Below are 17,277 nucleotides of genomic sequence, written 5' to 3'. Positions count from 1 at the left end.
TTAGTGGCCATGATGGCGAACCAGTTCGCGGTGACGAATTTGCACGTCTTCCCGCTGACTGCGATAGCTTTCAGCCAGGCTCTCTGCAATATAGACTGAGCGGTGCTGGCCGCCGGTACAACCAATGGCGATGGTCAGATAGCTGCGGTTATTGCGCTCCAGATGAGGCAACCAACTGCTGATAAAGGTGTTAATTTGCCAGGTATATTTCGCGACGACGGCTTGCGAGGCCAGGTAATCTTTTACCGGCTGATCTAAACCGGTCAGCGGTTTTAAATCGGGCTCCCAATGCGGATTAGGCAGAAACCGGGCATCGAAAACAAAGTCAGCGTCCTTGGGAATGCCGTATTTAAAGCCGAATGATTCAAACAGGATCACCAGCCGGCCGGTTTTTTGCCCCAGGATCCGCTCGCGCAGTTGTTCTGCTAACTGATGAACGTTTAACTCGGTCGTATCAATATATAAATCGGCGCGGCTGGAGATGGGATCCAGTAACTGCTGTTCCCTTGAAATAGCCTCGTCCAGCGACATCGCCTGATGTGATAATGGATGCAGTCGTCTGGTTTCACTAAAGCGCTTTATTAAACTGGCATGGTCAGCATCGAGATACAGGATCGTCAGATCGAGCTTACGCGGCAGATAAGATAGAATTTCAGCAAGCTCATCAGGCTCTTGTGGCAGGTTTCGCACATCAATACTAACCGCAACCCGCTCATACTGACCCATCACCGTGGTAGCCAGCGTTGGTAACAGATTCACGGGAATATTGTCGACGCAATAATAGCCAAGATCTTCTAATACTCTTAAAGCAACCGACTTGCCTGATCCGGAACGACCACTGACAACCAGAAGTTTCATGATGCGCTCATTACCTCGCTGGCATCGATAATCAGTTCATACAGATGCTCATCTGATTCTGCATGCCTGATTTTACGGGTCAGCTCTTTCTGGCTCAGCAGCCGGGCTATGCCAGCCAATGTGGTCAGATGCGCCTGACATTGTTCTTCCGGGATCAGGATGGCACAAAAAATATCTACCGCCTGATTATCAATAGCATCAAAGGCGATGGCGTCTTTGGTGACAACAAATACCAGAATAGGTTGAGTAACGGCTTTAAGTTTGCCATGCGGAATCGCGATGCCACCACCTATTCCGGTTGAGCCAAGCTTTTCGCGGGTCATCAGCGCTTCAAGTATGGTGTACTCACTGATGTCGGGTAAGCGCTGGTGGGCCAGCTCGGCAATATACTCAAGTATTCGTTTTTTGCTGTTAAAAAGAACTGCACTCTTGGTGCAGTTCTCGGCTAGCATAGCGCTTAAGTTGATCATAATTAATTTAGTGTCGTGCTACTTTTTCTTTATGTTTAATAACTTGCCTATCGAGTTTATCAATTAACTGGTCGATGGCGGCGTACATATTTTCGTCTTCAGATGCAGCAAAAACCTCACCGCCATTCAAATGGAGCTTAGCTTCAGCAATTTGTTTCAATTTTTCCACGTTTAGGATCACATGTACATTATTTATATGATCGAAATGACGCTCCAGCTTGGCGAATTTATTGTCTACGTACTCTTTTAATGCAGTGGTAATTTCTACATGACGACCGGTTAAGTTGATTTGCATAGACGATTTCCTTCTGTTTTGCTGACCTAAACCAAGGTCTTGCGTTGATTCGATGGTGGAATAAACAAGGCTTCACGGTATTTGGCGATGGTGCGCCGTGCTACATTGATACCCTGTTCTGATAAAATATCCGCCATCTTGCTGTCACTCAGTGGCTTGGCCGGGTTTTCAGCTGCCACCAGTTTTTTAATAAAGGCGCGAATTGCCGTGGAAGAGCATTCACCACCACTTTCTGTGCTGACATGACTGGAAAAAAAGAATTTAAGCTCAAATATTCCCCTGGGTGTGTGCATAAACTTCTGAGTTGTTACTCTGGAGATGGTGGATTCATGCATTCCAACCATCTCTGCGACGTCATTTAACACCATCGGTTTCATCGCTTCTTCGCCATGTTCAAAAAAAGCCTGTTGTTGCTGCACAATGCAGTTAGCGACTTTTAACAAGGTTTCGTTACGGCTTTCCAGACTTTTCAGAAACCACTTTGCCTCCTGCAGATGAGACCGGATAAATTGGGTATCGGCGGTATTTTTTGCGGTTCGTGACATCGCCGCATACTGCTGATTTATTCTTACTTTGGGCATGGCATCCGGGTTAAGTTCCACGAGCCAGCGACCTTTAACTTTGCTTACTGATACATCCGGAATAACGTATTGCTGTTCCTGGCGGATCACATCGGCACCTGGTCTGGGATTCAAACTCAGGATAAGCCGCATCACTTCTTTCAGCTCATCTTCTTTGAGTTTAGTCACCCGCATTAAAGAACGAAAGTCCCGGTTAGCTAAAAAGTCAGTGTGGTCTTTTATGACATGCTGGGCTTGCTGTAAAAAGGGGGTATTGGGGTCAAACTGGCGCAGTTGCACCAGTAAGCACTCGGCAATAGTCCGGGCACCTACGCCGACAGGATCAAACAGCTGGATCCGCTTGATTACCGCTTCCACTTCGTCCTCTTCCACATCGGGCATGCCAAGTGATTCCAGTATGTCAGCGACGTCTATGGTTAGTAAGCCGCTTTCATCAATCGCTTCAATAATAATCTCGGCAATCGCGAGATCAGTTTCAGAGAAGGGGGTTAACTGCATTTGCCAACGCAGATAATCCTGCAGGGTTTCACTGGTTTCACCCTGAAATACCATATCTTCGTCAGGGGGAGAACCGGCGCTGACCGGTGCGGCACTGACCAGATCATCCCAGTTATTGTCAAGCGGCAGGTCATCCTGCAGGCATTGCTCGGCCATTGATTCACTGCTGTCACGTTCACCGATTTCTGTCAGGCTTTCCTGGGCACTCTCATTACTTTCGTCTGCAGCGGAACGGACATCGTTATCGTTAACATCGCTGCTATCGGGATCGGCAGAGAAGCTTTCAAATTCATCTTCGCTCTCCAGCAATGGATTAGCATCCAGTGCTTCCTGTATTTCCTGCTGCAGCTCAATGGTTGACAGTTGCAGTAAGCGAATGGCTTGCTGTAACTGAGGCGTCATTGTAAGTTGCTGACCTAGCCGAAGTTGCAAAGAGGGTTTCATTTACGTCTATTTTTCTCCTGAGGCTGGCGTTTATTATTTTTCTTAACTATAGCCTGAATTGCTCGCCAAGGTATACATCACGAACCTGCTGATTAACTAATACTTCCTGAGGCGGCCCTGCAGCAATCAGCTCACCGTGGCTGACGATATAAGCCATTTCACAGACATCAAGGGTTTCCCTGACGTTATGATCAGTGATTAAAACGCCGATCCCACGCTGACCAAGATGCTGGATAATTTTTTTAATGTCCAGAACGGAAATCGGATCGACTCCGGCAAAGGGTTCATCCAGCAAAATAAAAGCTGGATCAGCCGCCAGTGCCCTGGCTATCTCCACCCGGCGTCTTTCGCCGCCTGATAAACTCATACCAAGGCTATTTTTGATATGGCCAATATGAAACTCTTCCAGTAAATCGTCGGCCAGTTCTTCTCTTTTCGTATTACTGAGCTCCTTACGGGTTTGCAATATTGCCAGCAAATTCTCGTACACCGTTAATTTGCGGAAAATAGAGCTTTCCTGGGGTAAATAGCCGATACCGGCCCGGGCTCTGGCATGAATGGGATCAAAAGTAATGTCCAGCTCATTTAGGGTGATGGTGCCTTTATCGGACGGCACCAGCCCGACAATCATGTAAAATGTGGTGGTTTTGCCGGCCCCATTAGGTCCAAGCAAACCGACAATCTGACCGGCGCTGACTTCCAGGCTGACATCCTTCACCACCTGCCGGCCTTTATAACTTTTGGCCAGATGCGCTGCCACTAACTTCATGGATTTTCCTTGTTCTCCGGAGTGAAAATGGTGGTTACCCGTTTTTTCTGCTCACCACTTTCCGCACTGATTTGCTGTGTTTCAATATTGTAGCGAATAACAGCCGCCTGTACCTGGCTGCCACTCTGGGTCAGCTGGGCATTACCACTTAAGGTCAGCGTGCGGCTGGCACGATCATAGCGTATTTCAGACGCCGTTGCCGTGACAGGTATTTCACCCTCCAGTAACTGGCTGTAGCGCACCGGCGAACCCGTGGTTAAAAAGATCTCATTGCCCTTACCCGCACTGGCATTGATTTCCAGCCGGTCAGCTTTGATATTTAAGCTGCCTTGGCGGATTTCTACATTATTAGTGTAAATAGAAACATTTTCTTTGATCGAGGTAGCGTTATCATCTGAAGTAATGGCAATGGGTTGGCTATAGTCGGCTTCAACCGCATAACAGTTTGCTGACAACAGGGTACAGAGAAATAAATACTTAATTCTGTTCATTGGTGTATACCGTCTCCAGATGCTTGATAATACGCAAATTCTGTTCAGTTAAATCTGCCTGCAAGCCGATACCATTAATATAAAAGCCCTGGCCAATTATCTGGACCGCTGCTGTTGTCTGTATTGTTTTTTCCGGTAGCAATAACTCAAGATTAGCCGTCTGTATCCGCTCAAGCAATTCGCTACCGTTGATGTTACTGATATTGACATCCTGTTCAAGAATAATCTTATCTTCCGGTAACCAAATACCAAACTGACTGGTGACAGCCCAGGCCGCCTGGTGTTCTGCATCAAATAACGTATATCTGGGCTGTTCGAATTGGGTAAACCCTAATCGTTCAAAAAACTCCAGCCGGTCGGCCTGAATCAGGTCAGCAACAAATCCCTGTTCATCGTAAAGTGTCCGGGTTACCTGTTCAGCGATATAGTCAGGTAACAGTTCACGGTCTGCGTAACTGGCATCAGATGAATCGGTTGGACTAAACCACAAATAAGTTGCTGTCGATACCAATGCCAGGACCAGTAAAAATAGTACCTTTTTCATGAGCTGCTGCCATCAAATTGCTCGAACTGCTGCTGGCTAATCAGCAGTAAATCAGTCAGCTCCCGCACGGCGCCAAAGCCACCGGGCAGTGACGTGACATAATGGGCCCGCTGACATAAATAAGGATGGGCATCCTTCACCGCGACGGCCAGGCCACAGTGTTGCATTACCTGCCAGTCAGACAAATCATCGCCGATATAGCCAATCTGCGAGGGGGGCAATGCCAGCTGCTGTTGCAGCTTGGCAAACGCGGCCTGTTTATTTTCCTGTCCCTGAAATATATAGGATACCGTCAGTGAGCGCATCCGCTGCTCAACAATAGCAGAAGTGCGGCCGGTAATAATCGCAACCTCAATACCGGCATGACGCAACGCTTTAATGCCATAGCCGTCTCTGGTATGGAATGCCTTCAGCTCTTCGCCATCGTTACCCAGATAGATCCGGCCATCGGAGAATACCCCATCTACGTCGCAGATCAGTAGCTTAACATTGCTGGCCCGGCTCAGAATGTCTTCGGTAACGGGTTGATATAACTCTGCAAAGAGCGACATTTACATTACCCCTGCCCGCAATAAATCGTGCATATTCATGGCGCCGACAGGCCTCTGATTGTCGTCGATTATCAATAACCCATTAATTTTTTTCTGTTGCATAATTTTCAGCGCTTCGCCTGCCAGCATTTCAGCAGTGGCCGTAGTGCAGGGGGATGTCATCACCTGTTCAATCGCAGTGCTGTGAATATCCAGTCTCAAATCCAGAATACGTCGTAAATCACCATCGGTAAAAATACCGGCCAGACTCTTGTCCTCATTTACCACGGCAGTCATGCCAAGGCCTTTTTCGGATATCTCCAGCAACGCTTCCTTAATAGTGGCATGGCGGGGCACGATTGGTACCTGTTCATCTTTATGCATAACATCACTTAATCGCAACAGCAGCTTGCGGCCAAGGCTGCCACCCGGATGTGACAAGGCAAAATCATCAGCAGAAAACCCGCGGGCATCAAGTAAAGCAACAGCCAGTGCATCACCCATTGCTAAGGTGGCGGTTGTGCTGGCAGTTGGAGCCAACCCAAGCGGACAGGCCTCCTGTTCCACCCGGACACATAAATGAATATCAGATAACTTTGCCAGCGTAGACTGCGGGTTGCCTGACATACTAATCAGGGTAATGCCCAGCCGTTTGATCACCGGCAGGATAGTTAATATTTCGGCGGTTTCACCTGAGTTGGAAATGGCCAGCACAATATCACCGGTTGCAAGCATGCCCAAATCACCATGACTGGCTTCCGCCGGATGCACAAAAAAGGCCGGGGTGCCGGTTGATGCCAGAGTCGCAGAGATTTTATTGGCAATGTGCCCTGATTTCCCCATCCCCATTACGATAACTTTACCTTTGCTGTTAAACAGCAGCTGACAAGCCTGTTCAAAATCAGCATTGATGTACTGCGCCAGCTGACTTACTGCTGCGGCTTCTATTTGCAGCACTTGTAGGGCGCGGTGACTAAAAATGTTGGTCATATTTTTTGCCATAAGGATATAAAAATTACGCCACCTGCGAGAACAGCAGATATTGATAGCCGGCAAATCCAGCCAGCAGTATAGCACCCTCTGTCCGGTTAATTCGCTGCATGCGGGTTAGTCTTACTGACATCAGCAACATCAGAATAGTTGCACCGATCATGACATAACTGTCACGCCCCCCGGCATTGACATCCAGAATACCCGGACCGATCACTGCGCCTATACCCAGTACTGCCAGGATATTGAAAATGTTTGAGCCAATAATGTTACCGAGCGCTAAATCATCTTCACCCTTTAAAATGCCGATAATACTGGCTGCCAACTCCGGCAGGCTGGTGCCTATGGCGATAATCGTCAGTCCAATCACCAGATCGCTCAAACCCGCATAGCGGGCAATCGTTACTGCGCCATGCACCAGAAGCTGTGAACTTGCCAGCAATAATCCCAGGCCAATAATTGCCCAAATCACAGCTTTTAATGTCGATACCGGTATGGTTGGCACATCAGCATTGATTTCTGCTATCAAGGGATCGTCCGGGGTGGCATGTTTGCCCCAATATACCAGCAATGCCAGAAAGCTGATAAAGGCAACCAGTAAAACGACACCTTCAAAGCGGGTTAATAAATTGTCAGATAACAAATAATAACCAAAGAGTGTGCAAATCAGCAGCAGCGGAAATTCCCGACGTAAGGTTAATGACGATACAGCAATCGGTTTTAATAAGGCTGCAGCACCTATAACCAGCAAAATATTAGTAATGTTTGACCCAATCGCATTGCCGACAGAGGTATCAAGTTTTCCTTGCCAGGCGGCGGTTGCAGACACCAGCATCTCCGGGGCAGAAGAACCCATTGCCACAATAGTAAGGCCAATGACCATCGGAGAAATGCCGCTGTTACGGGCAATAGCCGACGCGCCGAATACAAAGCGATCGGCACTCCATATTAATAACACCAGGCCGACAACGACAAAAAAAATAGCGAGTAAAAGAGGTGACACTGACTTGTCCTGTAATTTACGGGTAATGTTAGCTTTATTTTCCGCGTTATTGCCGGTAATTGCAAAAAAACCTGCGGCTGGGCGTCTCTTCGATTATTTCGCACACTTTGTTACGATTTTTTGTAACGACTTTACCGGGCAATACCTTTACAATATGCCGATGTCAGACCGTATTGTTTCTTAGGTATGAGATTGAAAACATACACTCGTGTATGAAAGTAGGCAAGCGTTACACCAGGTTTGGTGAAGCCGCAATAGCGGTTGTTTTCAGGTGGAGTCCAATTTGTCAGATATTATGGTTGATATCCAGCACTTACGCTTTTCCCGTGGCAGTAATCTGATTTACGACGGCATGAGCATGCAGGTACGGCGAGGGAAAGTGACGGCGATCATGGGGCCCAGTGGCATTGGTAAAACGACGCTGCTGAAGTTAATTGGTGGCCAGTTGAAACCAGATGACGGTCATATTTTGTTTGACGGTCAGGATATTCCGGCATTGTCCCGCGCTGAGTTATATCAGGCCCGGAAAAAAATGAGCATGTTATTTCAAAGCGGTGCCTTGTTTACTGAGATGTCAGTGTTTGACAATGTTGCCTTTCCGATCCGTGAACACACCCGGTTACCGGAGTCGATAATCCGGCTTATCGTCTTAATGAAACTGGAGTCTGTTGGTTTAAGGGGGGCACGTGACCTTATGCCGGCGGAGCTGTCAGGGGGCATGGCGCGACGGGCAGCTTTGGCAAGAGCGATTGCGCTCGACCCTGAGTTGATTATGTACGATGAACCCTTCGCCGGACAGGACCCGATTTCAATGGGTGTGATTGTGCGGCTGATAAAAGAATTAAACAATGCGCTGGGTATAACGTCCATAGTGGTATCGCATGACGTAACAGAAGTAATGAGCATTGCCGACTATGTATATGTGGTTGCAGAAAAAAAAGTGATAGGGCACGGTACCCCAGAGCAGTTACGTCAGGATAAATCAGAGTTAGTCCAACAGTTTTTGCAGGGCGAGGCAGATGGTGCTGTGCCATTTCATTACCGGGCAGATGCGTTTGAAGATGAATTAATGGAGTTTGCCAGGTGATTACAGACAAACTGCAAAGCCTTGGCCGGAGCACGATTGATAATATCGCTGGCTTTGGCCGGTCAGGTATTATGTTGTTTGGGGCGCTGGTGGGGAAACCGGATTTTCGCAAAGGCTTTCCGCTGCTTGTTAAACAGTTATACGTTATCGGTGTGTTATCACTATTAATTATAGTGGTTTCAGGCTTGTTTATCGGCATGGTGCTGGCGCTGCAGGGGTATACCGTTCTGGTTAAGTTTGGCGCTGAAGGAATGCTCGGCCCCCTTGTTGCCCTGAGCCTGCTGCGGGAGCTTGGTCCTGTCGTTACGGCATTATTGTTTGCCGGCCGTGCCGGCAGTGCGCTGACGGCAGAAATAGGGTTGATGAAAGCGACTGAGCAATTGTCAGGTATGGAGATGATGGCAGTCGATCCGCTGCGCCGGATTATTGCCCCCCGCTTCTGGGCTGGGGTAATCAGTATGCCCCTGCTGGCGCTGGTATTTACTGCGGTGGGTATTCTTGGCGGCCATTTAATTGGTGTTGACTGGCTGGGCGTCGATGGCGGCAGTTACTGGTCAACGATGCAGGCGAATGTTGACTTACATCAGGACGTGGTAAATGGTGTCATAAAAAGTATCGTTTTTGCGGTCATCGTCATCTGGATAGCCTTGCACAAAGGTTATGATGCGATCCCTACCTCAGAGGGTATCAGCCGCGCGACTACCCAGACCGTGGTGACTGCTTCACTCACTGTTTTAGGCTTTGACTTTATATTAACTGCATTAATGTTTGGTGGATAAAATGACCACAAGGAAAATCGAGATTTTAGTAGGCACTTTTATTGTTCTGGCGACGGCAGCATTTCTGATGCTGGCGTTAAAAGTAGCCAATGCGGGTGTCACCGGTTCAGGTGAGAGTTATGTACTGTACGCTAAATTTGAAAATATTGGCGGCTTAAAAGTGCGTTCACCAATTAAAGTCGGTGGTGTCATTGTTGGCCGGGTAGCCTCAATTGAACTGGATACGGTGTATTACACGCCGGTAGTTAAAATGGAAATTAATGAACAATACAGTAATTTTCCTGAGACCAGTTCGGTCGCAATTTTAACGTCAGGTCTGCTCGGTGAGCAGTATCTGGGGTTGCAACCGGGCTTTATTGATGAAACAGTCCAAATACTTGGCGACGGTGACTCTATTCAGGACACACGCTCTGCGATAGTGCTTGAAGAACTCATTGGCCAGTTCTTGTTTAACCGGGGGAATTAACTGTGAAATATTTATCGGGCAGTGCCCTGTTGCTGGTTGCGTTGGTGGTATCACCAGTTGCGGCGTTTAGCAGTGAAGCAGACCAGAATAATGCAGCTCATCAGGTTGAGCAGTACAGCGACCCATTTAAAATGATGGAGGTGGTTGCTGATAAAACATTTCAGCGAATTGCCAGAGATCAGCAGCTGATTGCCAGCGACAAGGAACACTTACGGGTTATTGTTAACGAAGAACTGGTGCCCTACGTTGACAGTCGCTACGCTGCGTTAACTGTTATTGGCCGGTCGGTCAATTTGCGGGAACTGCCACGGGAAGAGTTTGAGAATTTTGTTGCCGCTTTTGAAGATTATATGGTGGCCTCTTATGCCGGCGCACTAACGTACTACCGGGATCAGAAAGTGATTATTCAACCGGCCCGTCCTCCGGAAAATCAGAGTATTATGACTATTAAGACCCGGGTTATTGATCCAGGCAAACCAGATATCACAATCGATTTTAAATTACGCCGTAACCGGGGTTCAGAGCACTGGCTGGTATACGATATGGTTGCCGAAGGCATCTCGCTGCTAGACAGCAAACGTGCCGAATTAAGTAACCTTATCCGCCAACAGGGCGTCGCGAGGGTTACCGAACTGTTGCTGGAAAAAGCAAAAGAACCAATTAAAGTGCCGGAGTAAGATAGTGGCACTGAAAATTGAACAGCAACAGAATACCTTAACGTTCAGCGGTGAGCTTAATCGCGATACATTAATGCTCTATTCACCTTTTAAACTGTTAAATAGCCTCAGTGGCAAGGTAATCTTTGATTTTTCTGCCCTAAGCAATGTAGACTCAGCAGGATTAGCCTGGTTAATCCAGCAGCTTGGTAAGGCTCGCAGGCAGGACCTGCAGCTTGAGTTCAGTAAGGTTCCGGCTCAGTTACTGGCTTTAGCCAAAGTCAGTGGTGTAACGGACCTGCTTCCAATTACAGATTAAGGTGTAGTGTGGAGATTAAACAAATTGAGCAGCTGTTGACAGAACAGTTACAGCTGTCTGAAGTATATGTACGTGCTGAAGGGTCGCACTATAGTGTTACTGCGATAGGCAGCTGCTTCGCCGATGTTGGCCGGGTAAAACAACAACAAATGATTTACGCACCGCTAATGAGTGCAATCGCTGACGGTAGCATTCATGCTGTGAGCATTAAGGCCTTTACGCCGGAACAATGGCGCAGAGAAAAACTTTTAAACCCACCTGTGTAAGAATAATATGCAACAATTCCGCGTTACTGCCAGTGGTCCTTTGCAAGGTGAGGTAATTATCTCCGGTGCAAAAAATGCTGCTTTACCTATTCTGTTCGCCAGTATTTTATCTGAGCAACCCAGCACCATTACCAATGTGCCTAAGCTGAAAGATATTGAAACGACTTATCAGTTGCTGCAACTCTTTGGCGCTAAATTATCGGTAGACACAAACAGTGTGACTGTCGATGCCAGCCAGATCAGTAATCAGTACGCGCCTTATGAACTGGTAAAAACCATGCGGGCGTCGATCCTGGCGCTGGGTCCACTGCTCAGCCGGTTTGGTCAGGCAGAGGTGTCATTACCGGGTGGTTGCGCTATCGGCGCGCGACCGGTAAATCTGCATATTGATGGTTTGCGCAAGATGGGTGCTGAAATTCAGGTTGAAAACGGTTATATCAAAGCCCGGGCCAGCCGTCTGAAAGGCGCCCATATTATTATGGAAATGGTCAGTGTTACCGGTACTGAAAACCTGTTAATGGCAGCAGTACTGGCCGACGGTACAACGGTTATTGAAAATGCCGCCCGTGAACCTGAAGTGGTCGATTTAGCAAGTTACCTAAATACGATGGGTGCCAAAATAAGCGGTGCGGGCAGCGACACTATCCGGATTGAAGGTGTCAGTGCACTGCACGGCGGGGTCCACCGGGTGCTGCCTGACCGGATTGAAACCGGCACTTTTCTGGTGGCCGCTGCTGTCACCGGTGGCGACGTGACCTGTACCAGTGCTGATCCATCAGAGTTAGAAGTGGTATTAGACAAGCTGCGCGAAGCCGGGGCTGACATTACCACTGGCCCGGACTGGATCAGACTGAATATGACCGGTAGAAAGCTGAGTTCTGTTGATGTGAAAACAGTGCCTCATCCGGGCTTTCCCACCGATATGCAGGCACAGTTCACCGTGCTGAATGTGGTGGCTGAAGGGGTAGGTGTCGTTACTGAAACCATTTTCGAAAATCGCTTTATGCACGTGCCTGAACTACAGCGAATGGGAGCGAAAATCCGGCTGGAAGGCAATACTGCAGTATGCCAGCACAGTCCGAAGCTAATGGCAGCACAGGTTATGGCGACAGATTTGCGTGCCTCGGCCAGTTTGGTGATTGCCGGCTTAGTGGCTGAGGGGCAGACTCTGGTCGAACGTATTTATCATATTGACCGGGGCTATGAGCGTATTGAATACAAACTGCAGAAGCTCGGTGCAAAAATAGAGCGGGTAGACGCCGCCTGACGCGCCAGCCGCTCTGCCGCTGTTGTGTCAGCCGCGACGCAGCTCCCGGACAATAGTTGGTACTTCCAGGATCTGACCATTGCGATCAATGGTCAGCATCAGTTCCGTGTTGGGAGCTGTTTCAGCGATCAGGTTAAGAGCCTGACGGGTATCCGAAAATTGCTCACCGGCGATTTTCAGAATAACATCACCAACCCGCAAATCAGCTTCATCAGCAGGCCCGCCCGGATTAATTGCTGTTAACGCCAGACCATACATCTTCTGGCCGGTGGAAACCAGCCTGTCGCCGGCGGCGTTAACGACCGCATCACCCGATACACCCAGATGACTGCGGGTAACCCGGCCATGTTTTATCAGTTTATGCATAATATTCTGCGCCAGCTGATAGGGCACCGCGAAGAATATTCCCTGGATTTCCTGGTTTTGCAGCTGAAAAGCCGCCGCGTTAATGCCCACCAAGGTACCGTTTGTGTTAACCAGCGCACCGCCGGAGTTGCCTTTGTTAATCGCGGCGTCCATCCGCATAAAATCGATATAACCTCTGGAGCTTAAGCCATTATTGCCATTAGCACTGATGATGCCCTGAGTAATTGTCTGTCCCAGATTAAGCGGATTACCAATGGCCAGTACCACATCACCCACCTGCGGGTCGAGTTCGGTATCCTGAGGGATAACAGGCAGGTTGTCTGCTTCAACATAGAGTACGGCTAAATCTGAGATAACGTCCTGGCCAATTAAAACTGCTTCAAGCCAGCGGCCATCCTGCAACGCAACTTCGATATGATCAGCACCGGAAACAACATGGTGATTGGTTAATATGTAGCCTTTGGCGCTCATAATCACGCCGGAGCCCAGTTCCTGCCGTTCAATAGAGCGGGGCTGAAAACCCCGCGGATCAATCACTCTGCTGCGGGTGTAGACATTGACCACGGCTGGCGCAGCAAGTCGGACTGCTCTGGCGTAGGACACCGGTGGTGGTTCAGCTTGTTCCGCGTTGCTGCGCCAGCTGGGCAGGCTGATACCAGTCACATTTGGTAGAAACAATAAAATGACCAACGCCAGCGCCAGGCCATAAGCAACACTTTTAAGGATAAAGAACAAGAAATTTCGCACAGCAGTAGTCTGGTTACCGGACAATAAGTAGTGCTAGCATAGCATTTATTATGCTTAAGCAGTAGCGACTTAGCTACTGCTTAAGCGACCAGCACTTATCTTAGCAGAATATAAAGATCTTCTTTTCCGCGACGAATATACAAGGCAGCGACACCCTGACTACCAGCAAGGATCTGCCGTAGTTCACTGAGATCCGTGACCCGCTGCCGGTTAACGCCAACAATAACATCGCCCTGGCGTAAACCAACCTGTTCGGCTATCGAGCCACTGGCCAATTCAGTGATTTCCACGCCCTGACTGCTATTGTTTAAGGTTGCTCCCTGTAACATCGGATGCAGCTGATTTGCAGTAACAGGTGCGGCGGTCAGCTGTTGCAGCGTGACCTGTACTTTCCGCTCTTTACCATCACGCAATATGCCCAGTTCAGCTTTGCGACCTGCGCCTAAAGTCGCTATTTTCGCTCTGAGCTCATTGAAGCTCTGGATACGGTTGCCATTCATGCTGATAATGACATCACCGGCTTTCAGGCCGGCTTCAGCAGCAGCGGTGCCAGGAATTACCTCGTTAACAAAAGCGCCACGGCTGACGTCTAAGTTAAGCGCTTCAGTAAGCTCTGAGTTAACGTCATTCCCTCGTATGCCAAGGCTGCCACGGCGAACTTCGCCAAACTCCAGGATCTGATCAACCAGGCTTTTCATCATATTTGAAGGAATAGAAAAACCAATACCGACATTGCCGCCACTGGGGCCGAGAATGGCAGTATTGATACCAATCAGTTCGCCGCGTAAATTCAGCAGGGCGCCGCCGGAGTTACCACTGTTAATAGCGGCATCGGTCTGAATAAAATCTTCAAAACCATCCATATTCAGACCGCTGCGTCCGAGTGAACTGACGATGCCTGACGTGACGGTTTGTTCCAGACCAAAAGGGTTGCCTACAGCGATGGCATAATCACCCACCCGCAATTTGTCTGAATCGGCCAGCGGGATTTGGACCAGGTTTTTTGCTTCAATTTGTAGCAGTGCAATATCGCTTTGCGGATCAGCACCCAGCTTTTTGGCAGCAAAGCTGCGACCATCTTTTAGCTTTATCTGAATTTTGTCGGCATCTTGTACCACGTGATTATTGGTAACGATATAACCTTTTGCCGCATCGATAATCACACCGGAGCCAAGGCCGCTGAACGGTCGTTCCTGCCGCAACTCGCCCTGACCGCGCTGGCCGAAGAAATGGCGCAGTGCATCCGGGATCCGCTGTCGCACCTCGCGACTGCCTTCAACAGAAATATGCACCACTGCCGGGGTTGCCTTGTCCAGCATCGGTGCCAGTGACGGCATCTCTTGTTTGTCGGATGTAAAAAAGGGCAGGCCGGCCTGGACAGAGCTGGCCGGCACAGCCAGAGTGGCTGCCAGTATGGCAGCATGTAACACAGACAATTTCATTTTCATGGCGTATTAGTCTCCTAAACAAACATGCGACTAAGAACGGTATGGTATCGAAAAAGTTCAGCGTTATATTCAAGCAGTATGTAACGAAGTATTACTCAGATTTGCTGACTTTCCGCTCTTTAATCAGACCACTTGCTTCACCGGAATAATCTCGGGGTTGCTCATCAACCGCTGAATATACCCGGCGCTTTTCATCAATCTGATGCAATGATTGTTTAATATGGGCAGCGGTATCGGTTGACAAGTAATTTAAATCAGAATTTTTTGTCACAGCGGGTTGCTCTACCAGCTGCATCTTGGATTGCTGAACATGACGGGCGATACGTGAGTAGTTGTCCTGCAACTGGGTCATTAACTGATTGGTCACATCCAGGTGCTGTGACACATCCTGCCGGTACTGACTCAGTTGCTGGCGGCTGGCATCAAGCTCCTGCTGCAGCTTATGGCTGTTAAATTGCTTTAAACTGTATAATCTGGCCAGAATAGCGCCCACAATTAAACCAACTGTCAGGCCCGCCAGGGCGAACGTGAGATCCATATCAACTCCTAAATAGTAAATTCTGTCACCAGTGTACCTTAACTTCTTAGCGCGAGTGGTAAGGCATGTTATTATTATCGCCTGTTTTGCCCGCTAAACCAACAAAGTTTCCAATCACAGACCATGACACCAACAGAAAAATACCAGCAAGACTTAACCAGAGCGGACTTCCACTACGACGCAGCACAAGAGCATGCCGTAAAGCAGCTTCAACGGTTGTATGATGATTTTGTTCAAAAGTTACCGCAACGTCAGTCATGGTGGCAGAAACTGATATCCGGTACACCACAGGTGAAGCCGCTGACCGGGCTGTATTTCTGGGGCGGGGTAGGCCGGGGTAAAACCTATCTGGTGGATACATTTTATGAGTGTCTGCCTACCACCCGGAAAATGCGGATCCATTTTCACCGTTTTATGCATCGGGTACACGAGGACTTAAAGTTATTAAAAGGGGTGAAGAACCCGCTTGAGCAGGTGGCGGATAATTTTAAACAGCAAACCGACATTATTTGTTTTGACGAGTTCTTCGTCTCGGATATTACCGATGCCATGATTCTGGGCACCCTGATGCAGGCTTTGTTTGAACGCGGCATTACTCTGGTTGCAACCTCGAATATTGAGCCTGACGGTTTATACCGAAATGGTTTGCAGCGGGCCCGGTTTTTACCGGCTATTAACCTGATTAAGCAGCACTGCCAGATTTTTAACGTCGACAGTGGCATCGATTACCGGCTGAGAACTCTGGAGCAGGCCGAAATTTATCATCATCCACTGGATCAGCAGGCCGAACAAAACCTGCAGCAGTACTTTATTGCGCTGTCAGTGGAGCCTCGCCAGGCGGCATGCCAGATAGAGGTCGCCAACCGGAAATTAGCTGCGGTGGCAGAAGCAGATGGTATTGTCTGGTTCACTTTCAGTACTTTGTGTGAAAGCGCCCGCAGTCAGTACGATTATATGGAGCTGAGCCGCTGCTATCATACGGTATTGCTGGCCGGGGTAAAGCAAATGGGCCGCCAGAATGACGATGTCAGCCGACGTTTTATTGCCCTGGTAGATGAGTTTTATGAGCGTCAGGTAAAGCTGATTATCTCTGCTGAGGTGGCGCTCGAACAGTTGTACAGCAATGGAATTCTCGAATTTGAGTTTAAACGCTGTATTAGCCGGTTACAGGAAATGCAGTCGCGGGATTACCTGGCGCTACCGCATTTACCCTGACAACCGTTAATAACAGGCGATATTTCTGATATTTTTTCAGTAACAGGGCTGATCTTTGTAATTGTTTAATATATAATCCGCGCCCGGCCTACGTTACAGCCTTGTACTGCCGTTAGCCCGGTAGTTTTTGTACTCGAAGGGGTGCGATTACGACATTGTTAGCAACAGCCCTGCGCAATGTCAGGTGTAACTTAAGTTTATTTGGAATAGGTTTAGATGAAAACTTTTACTGCAAAGCCAGAAAGCGTAGAACGCGACTGGTACGTTGTTGATGCAAACGGTAAAACACTGGGTCGTATCGCAACTGAAATCGCTGCTCGTTTACGTGGCAAGCATAAGCCAGAGTATACGCCTCATGTTGACACCGGTGATTACATCATCGTTATCAATGCTGAGAAGGTTACTGTTACTGGTAACAAAGCGAAAGACAAAATGTATTATTCTCACACGGGTTTCCCAGGCGGCATCAAGGAAATCAATTTTGAGAAGTTGATCGCGAAAAAACCTGAAATGGTTCTGGAAACTGCTATCAAAGGTATGTTGCCAAAAGGCCCATTAGGCCGCGCTATGTTCCGTAAGTTAAAAGTTTACGCTGGCGCAGAGCATCAACACACTGCTCAGCAACCGCAAATTTTAGATATTTAATCGGA

22 protein-coding genes are annotated in these 17,277 nt (G+C 48.4%); 9 read left to right on the top strand and 13 right to left on the bottom strand.

All coding sequences use genetic code 11. The features are described from left to right. From rapZ to R3177_RS03105, 10 genes are all read right to left on the bottom strand, one after another. Positions 1–858 carry an RNase adapter RapZ gene (rapZ, locus tag R3177_RS03150; RefSeq protein ID WP_318969582.1) on the bottom strand — a complete coding sequence of 286 codons (858 nt, stop codon included), beginning with the start codon at positions 856–858 and terminating at the stop codon, positions 1–3. Further along, on the bottom strand, positions 855–1,328 hold the full coding sequence (ptsN, locus tag R3177_RS03145) for a PTS IIA-like nitrogen regulatory protein PtsN (RefSeq protein ID WP_318969581.1): 474 nt from the start codon (positions 1,326–1,328) through the stop codon (positions 855–857). The genes rapZ and ptsN overlap by 4 nt, the downstream gene beginning before the upstream one ends. A 7-nt stretch (positions 1,329–1,335) precedes the next feature. Further along, on the bottom strand, positions 1,336–1,623 hold the full coding sequence (hpf, locus tag R3177_RS03140) for a ribosome hibernation promoting factor (RefSeq protein WP_019675250.1): 288 nt from the start codon (positions 1,621–1,623) through the stop codon (positions 1,336–1,338). Between the two features lie 26 nt (positions 1,624–1,649). Beyond that, positions 1,650–3,104 carry an RNA polymerase factor sigma-54 gene (locus R3177_RS03135; RefSeq protein WP_413229057.1) on the bottom strand — a complete coding sequence of 485 codons (1,455 nt, stop codon included), beginning with the start codon at positions 3,102–3,104 and terminating at the stop codon, positions 1,650–1,652. A gap of 88 nt (positions 3,105–3,192) precedes the next feature. After that, positions 3,193–3,915, bottom strand: a complete 723-nt coding sequence (lptB, locus tag R3177_RS03130; RefSeq protein WP_318969579.1) for an LPS export ABC transporter ATP-binding protein — start codon at positions 3,913–3,915, stop codon at positions 3,193–3,195. Further along, the gene (lptA, locus tag R3177_RS03125) at positions 3,912–4,406 is read right to left on the bottom strand and encodes a lipopolysaccharide transport periplasmic protein LptA (RefSeq protein ID WP_318969578.1); all 495 of its coding nucleotides are present in this window, start codon (positions 4,404–4,406) and stop codon (positions 3,912–3,914) included. Before lptA ends, lptB begins: the two co-directional genes overlap by 4 nt. After that, a complete protein-coding gene (lptC, locus tag R3177_RS03120) occupies positions 4,393–4,950 on the bottom strand; it encodes an LPS export ABC transporter periplasmic protein LptC (protein ID WP_318969577.1) in 558 nt (185 codons plus the stop codon). The genes lptA and lptC overlap by 14 nt, the downstream gene beginning before the upstream one ends. Next, positions 4,947–5,501, bottom strand: a complete 555-nt coding sequence (kdsC, locus tag R3177_RS03115; RefSeq protein ID WP_318969576.1) for a 3-deoxy-manno-octulosonate-8-phosphatase KdsC — start codon at positions 5,499–5,501, stop codon at positions 4,947–4,949. Before kdsC ends, lptC begins: the two co-directional genes overlap by 4 nt. Then, complete coding sequence (locus R3177_RS03110; RefSeq protein ID WP_318969575.1) at positions 5,502–6,470, bottom strand: KpsF/GutQ family sugar-phosphate isomerase; 969 nt, start codon at positions 6,468–6,470, stop codon at positions 5,502–5,504. It abuts the gene before it with no gap. 25 nt (positions 6,471–6,495) lie between these two features. Continuing rightward, positions 6,496–7,473 (bottom strand): calcium/sodium antiporter, encoded by a 978-nt coding sequence (locus tag R3177_RS03105; RefSeq protein WP_318969574.1) that lies wholly within the window; start codon positions 7,471–7,473, stop codon positions 6,496–6,498. A 295-nt stretch (positions 7,474–7,768) separates the two neighbouring features. On the opposite strand from R3177_RS03105, the gene R3177_RS03100 reads away from it, so the two are divergent. From R3177_RS03100 to murA, 7 genes are read left to right on the top strand one after another with little or no spacing between them, the layout of a single operon-like run. Next, entirely contained in the window at positions 7,769–8,560 is a 792-nt protein-coding gene (locus R3177_RS03100) for an ATP-binding cassette domain-containing protein (RefSeq protein ID WP_318969584.1), read from the top strand. Further along, the gene (mlaE, locus tag R3177_RS03095) at positions 8,557–9,339 is read left to right on the top strand and encodes a lipid asymmetry maintenance ABC transporter permease subunit MlaE (RefSeq protein ID WP_318969573.1); all 783 of its coding nucleotides are present in this window, start codon (positions 8,557–8,559) and stop codon (positions 9,337–9,339) included. The genes R3177_RS03100 and mlaE overlap by 4 nt, the downstream gene beginning before the upstream one ends. 1 nt (position 9,340) lies before the next feature. Beyond that, positions 9,341–9,805 (top strand): outer membrane lipid asymmetry maintenance protein MlaD, encoded by a 465-nt coding sequence (gene mlaD / locus R3177_RS03090; protein WP_318969572.1) that lies wholly within the window; start codon positions 9,341–9,343, stop codon positions 9,803–9,805. A 2-nt stretch (positions 9,806–9,807) separates the two neighbouring features. After that, positions 9,808–10,482 carry a phospholipid-binding protein MlaC gene (locus R3177_RS03085; protein ID WP_318969571.1) on the top strand — a complete coding sequence of 225 codons (675 nt, stop codon included), beginning with the start codon at positions 9,808–9,810 and terminating at the stop codon, positions 10,480–10,482. A gap of 4 nt (positions 10,483–10,486) precedes the next feature. After that, positions 10,487–10,780, top strand: a complete 294-nt coding sequence (locus R3177_RS03080; RefSeq protein ID WP_318969570.1) for a lipid asymmetry maintenance protein MlaB — start codon at positions 10,487–10,489, stop codon at positions 10,778–10,780. Between the two features lie 8 nt (positions 10,781–10,788). Then, on the top strand, positions 10,789–11,046 hold the full coding sequence (locus R3177_RS03075; RefSeq protein WP_318969569.1) for a BolA family protein: 258 nt from the start codon (positions 10,789–10,791) through the stop codon (positions 11,044–11,046). A 7-nt stretch (positions 11,047–11,053) separates the two neighbouring features. Further along, positions 11,054–12,313 (top strand): UDP-N-acetylglucosamine 1-carboxyvinyltransferase, encoded by a 1,260-nt coding sequence (murA, locus tag R3177_RS03070; protein ID WP_318969568.1) that lies wholly within the window; start codon positions 11,054–11,056, stop codon positions 12,311–12,313. 27 nt (positions 12,314–12,340) lie between these two features. On the opposite strand, the gene R3177_RS03065 is transcribed toward murA, so the two are convergent. From R3177_RS03065 to R3177_RS03055, 3 genes are all read right to left on the bottom strand, one after another. Further along, positions 12,341–13,426, bottom strand: coding sequence for a trypsin-like peptidase domain-containing protein (locus R3177_RS03065; protein WP_318969567.1), 1,086 nt, complete (start codon positions 13,424–13,426; stop codon positions 12,341–12,343). A gap of 95 nt (positions 13,427–13,521) precedes the next feature. Further along, positions 13,522–14,874, bottom strand: a complete 1,353-nt coding sequence (locus tag R3177_RS03060; protein WP_318969566.1) for a Do family serine endopeptidase — start codon at positions 14,872–14,874, stop codon at positions 13,522–13,524. 91 nt (positions 14,875–14,965) lie between these two features. Then, on the bottom strand, positions 14,966–15,412 hold the full coding sequence (locus tag R3177_RS03055; RefSeq protein WP_318969565.1) for a YhcB family protein: 447 nt from the start codon (positions 15,410–15,412) through the stop codon (positions 14,966–14,968). A 123-nt stretch (positions 15,413–15,535) separates the two neighbouring features. On the opposite strand from R3177_RS03055, the gene zapE reads away from it, so the two are divergent. Together zapE and rplM are read left to right on the top strand one after the other, a co-directional pair. After that, the gene (gene zapE / locus R3177_RS03050; RefSeq protein ID WP_318969564.1) at positions 15,536–16,627 is read left to right on the top strand and encodes a cell division protein ZapE; all 1,092 of its coding nucleotides are present in this window, start codon (positions 15,536–15,538) and stop codon (positions 16,625–16,627) included. A gap of 216 nt (positions 16,628–16,843) precedes the next feature. Next, on the top strand, positions 16,844–17,272 hold the full coding sequence (gene rplM, locus R3177_RS03045) for a 50S ribosomal protein L13 (RefSeq protein WP_318969563.1): 429 nt from the start codon (positions 16,844–16,846) through the stop codon (positions 17,270–17,272). Positions 17,273–17,277 lie beyond the last annotated feature (5 nt).

Source organism: Arsukibacterium sp., assembly GCF_033722355.1.
Taxonomy (GTDB): Bacteria; Pseudomonadota; Gammaproteobacteria; order Enterobacterales; family Alteromonadaceae; genus Alishewanella.
The sequence above is the reverse complement of the archived record's forward strand: the minus strand, read 5'-3'. Positions and strand labels throughout refer to the sequence as shown.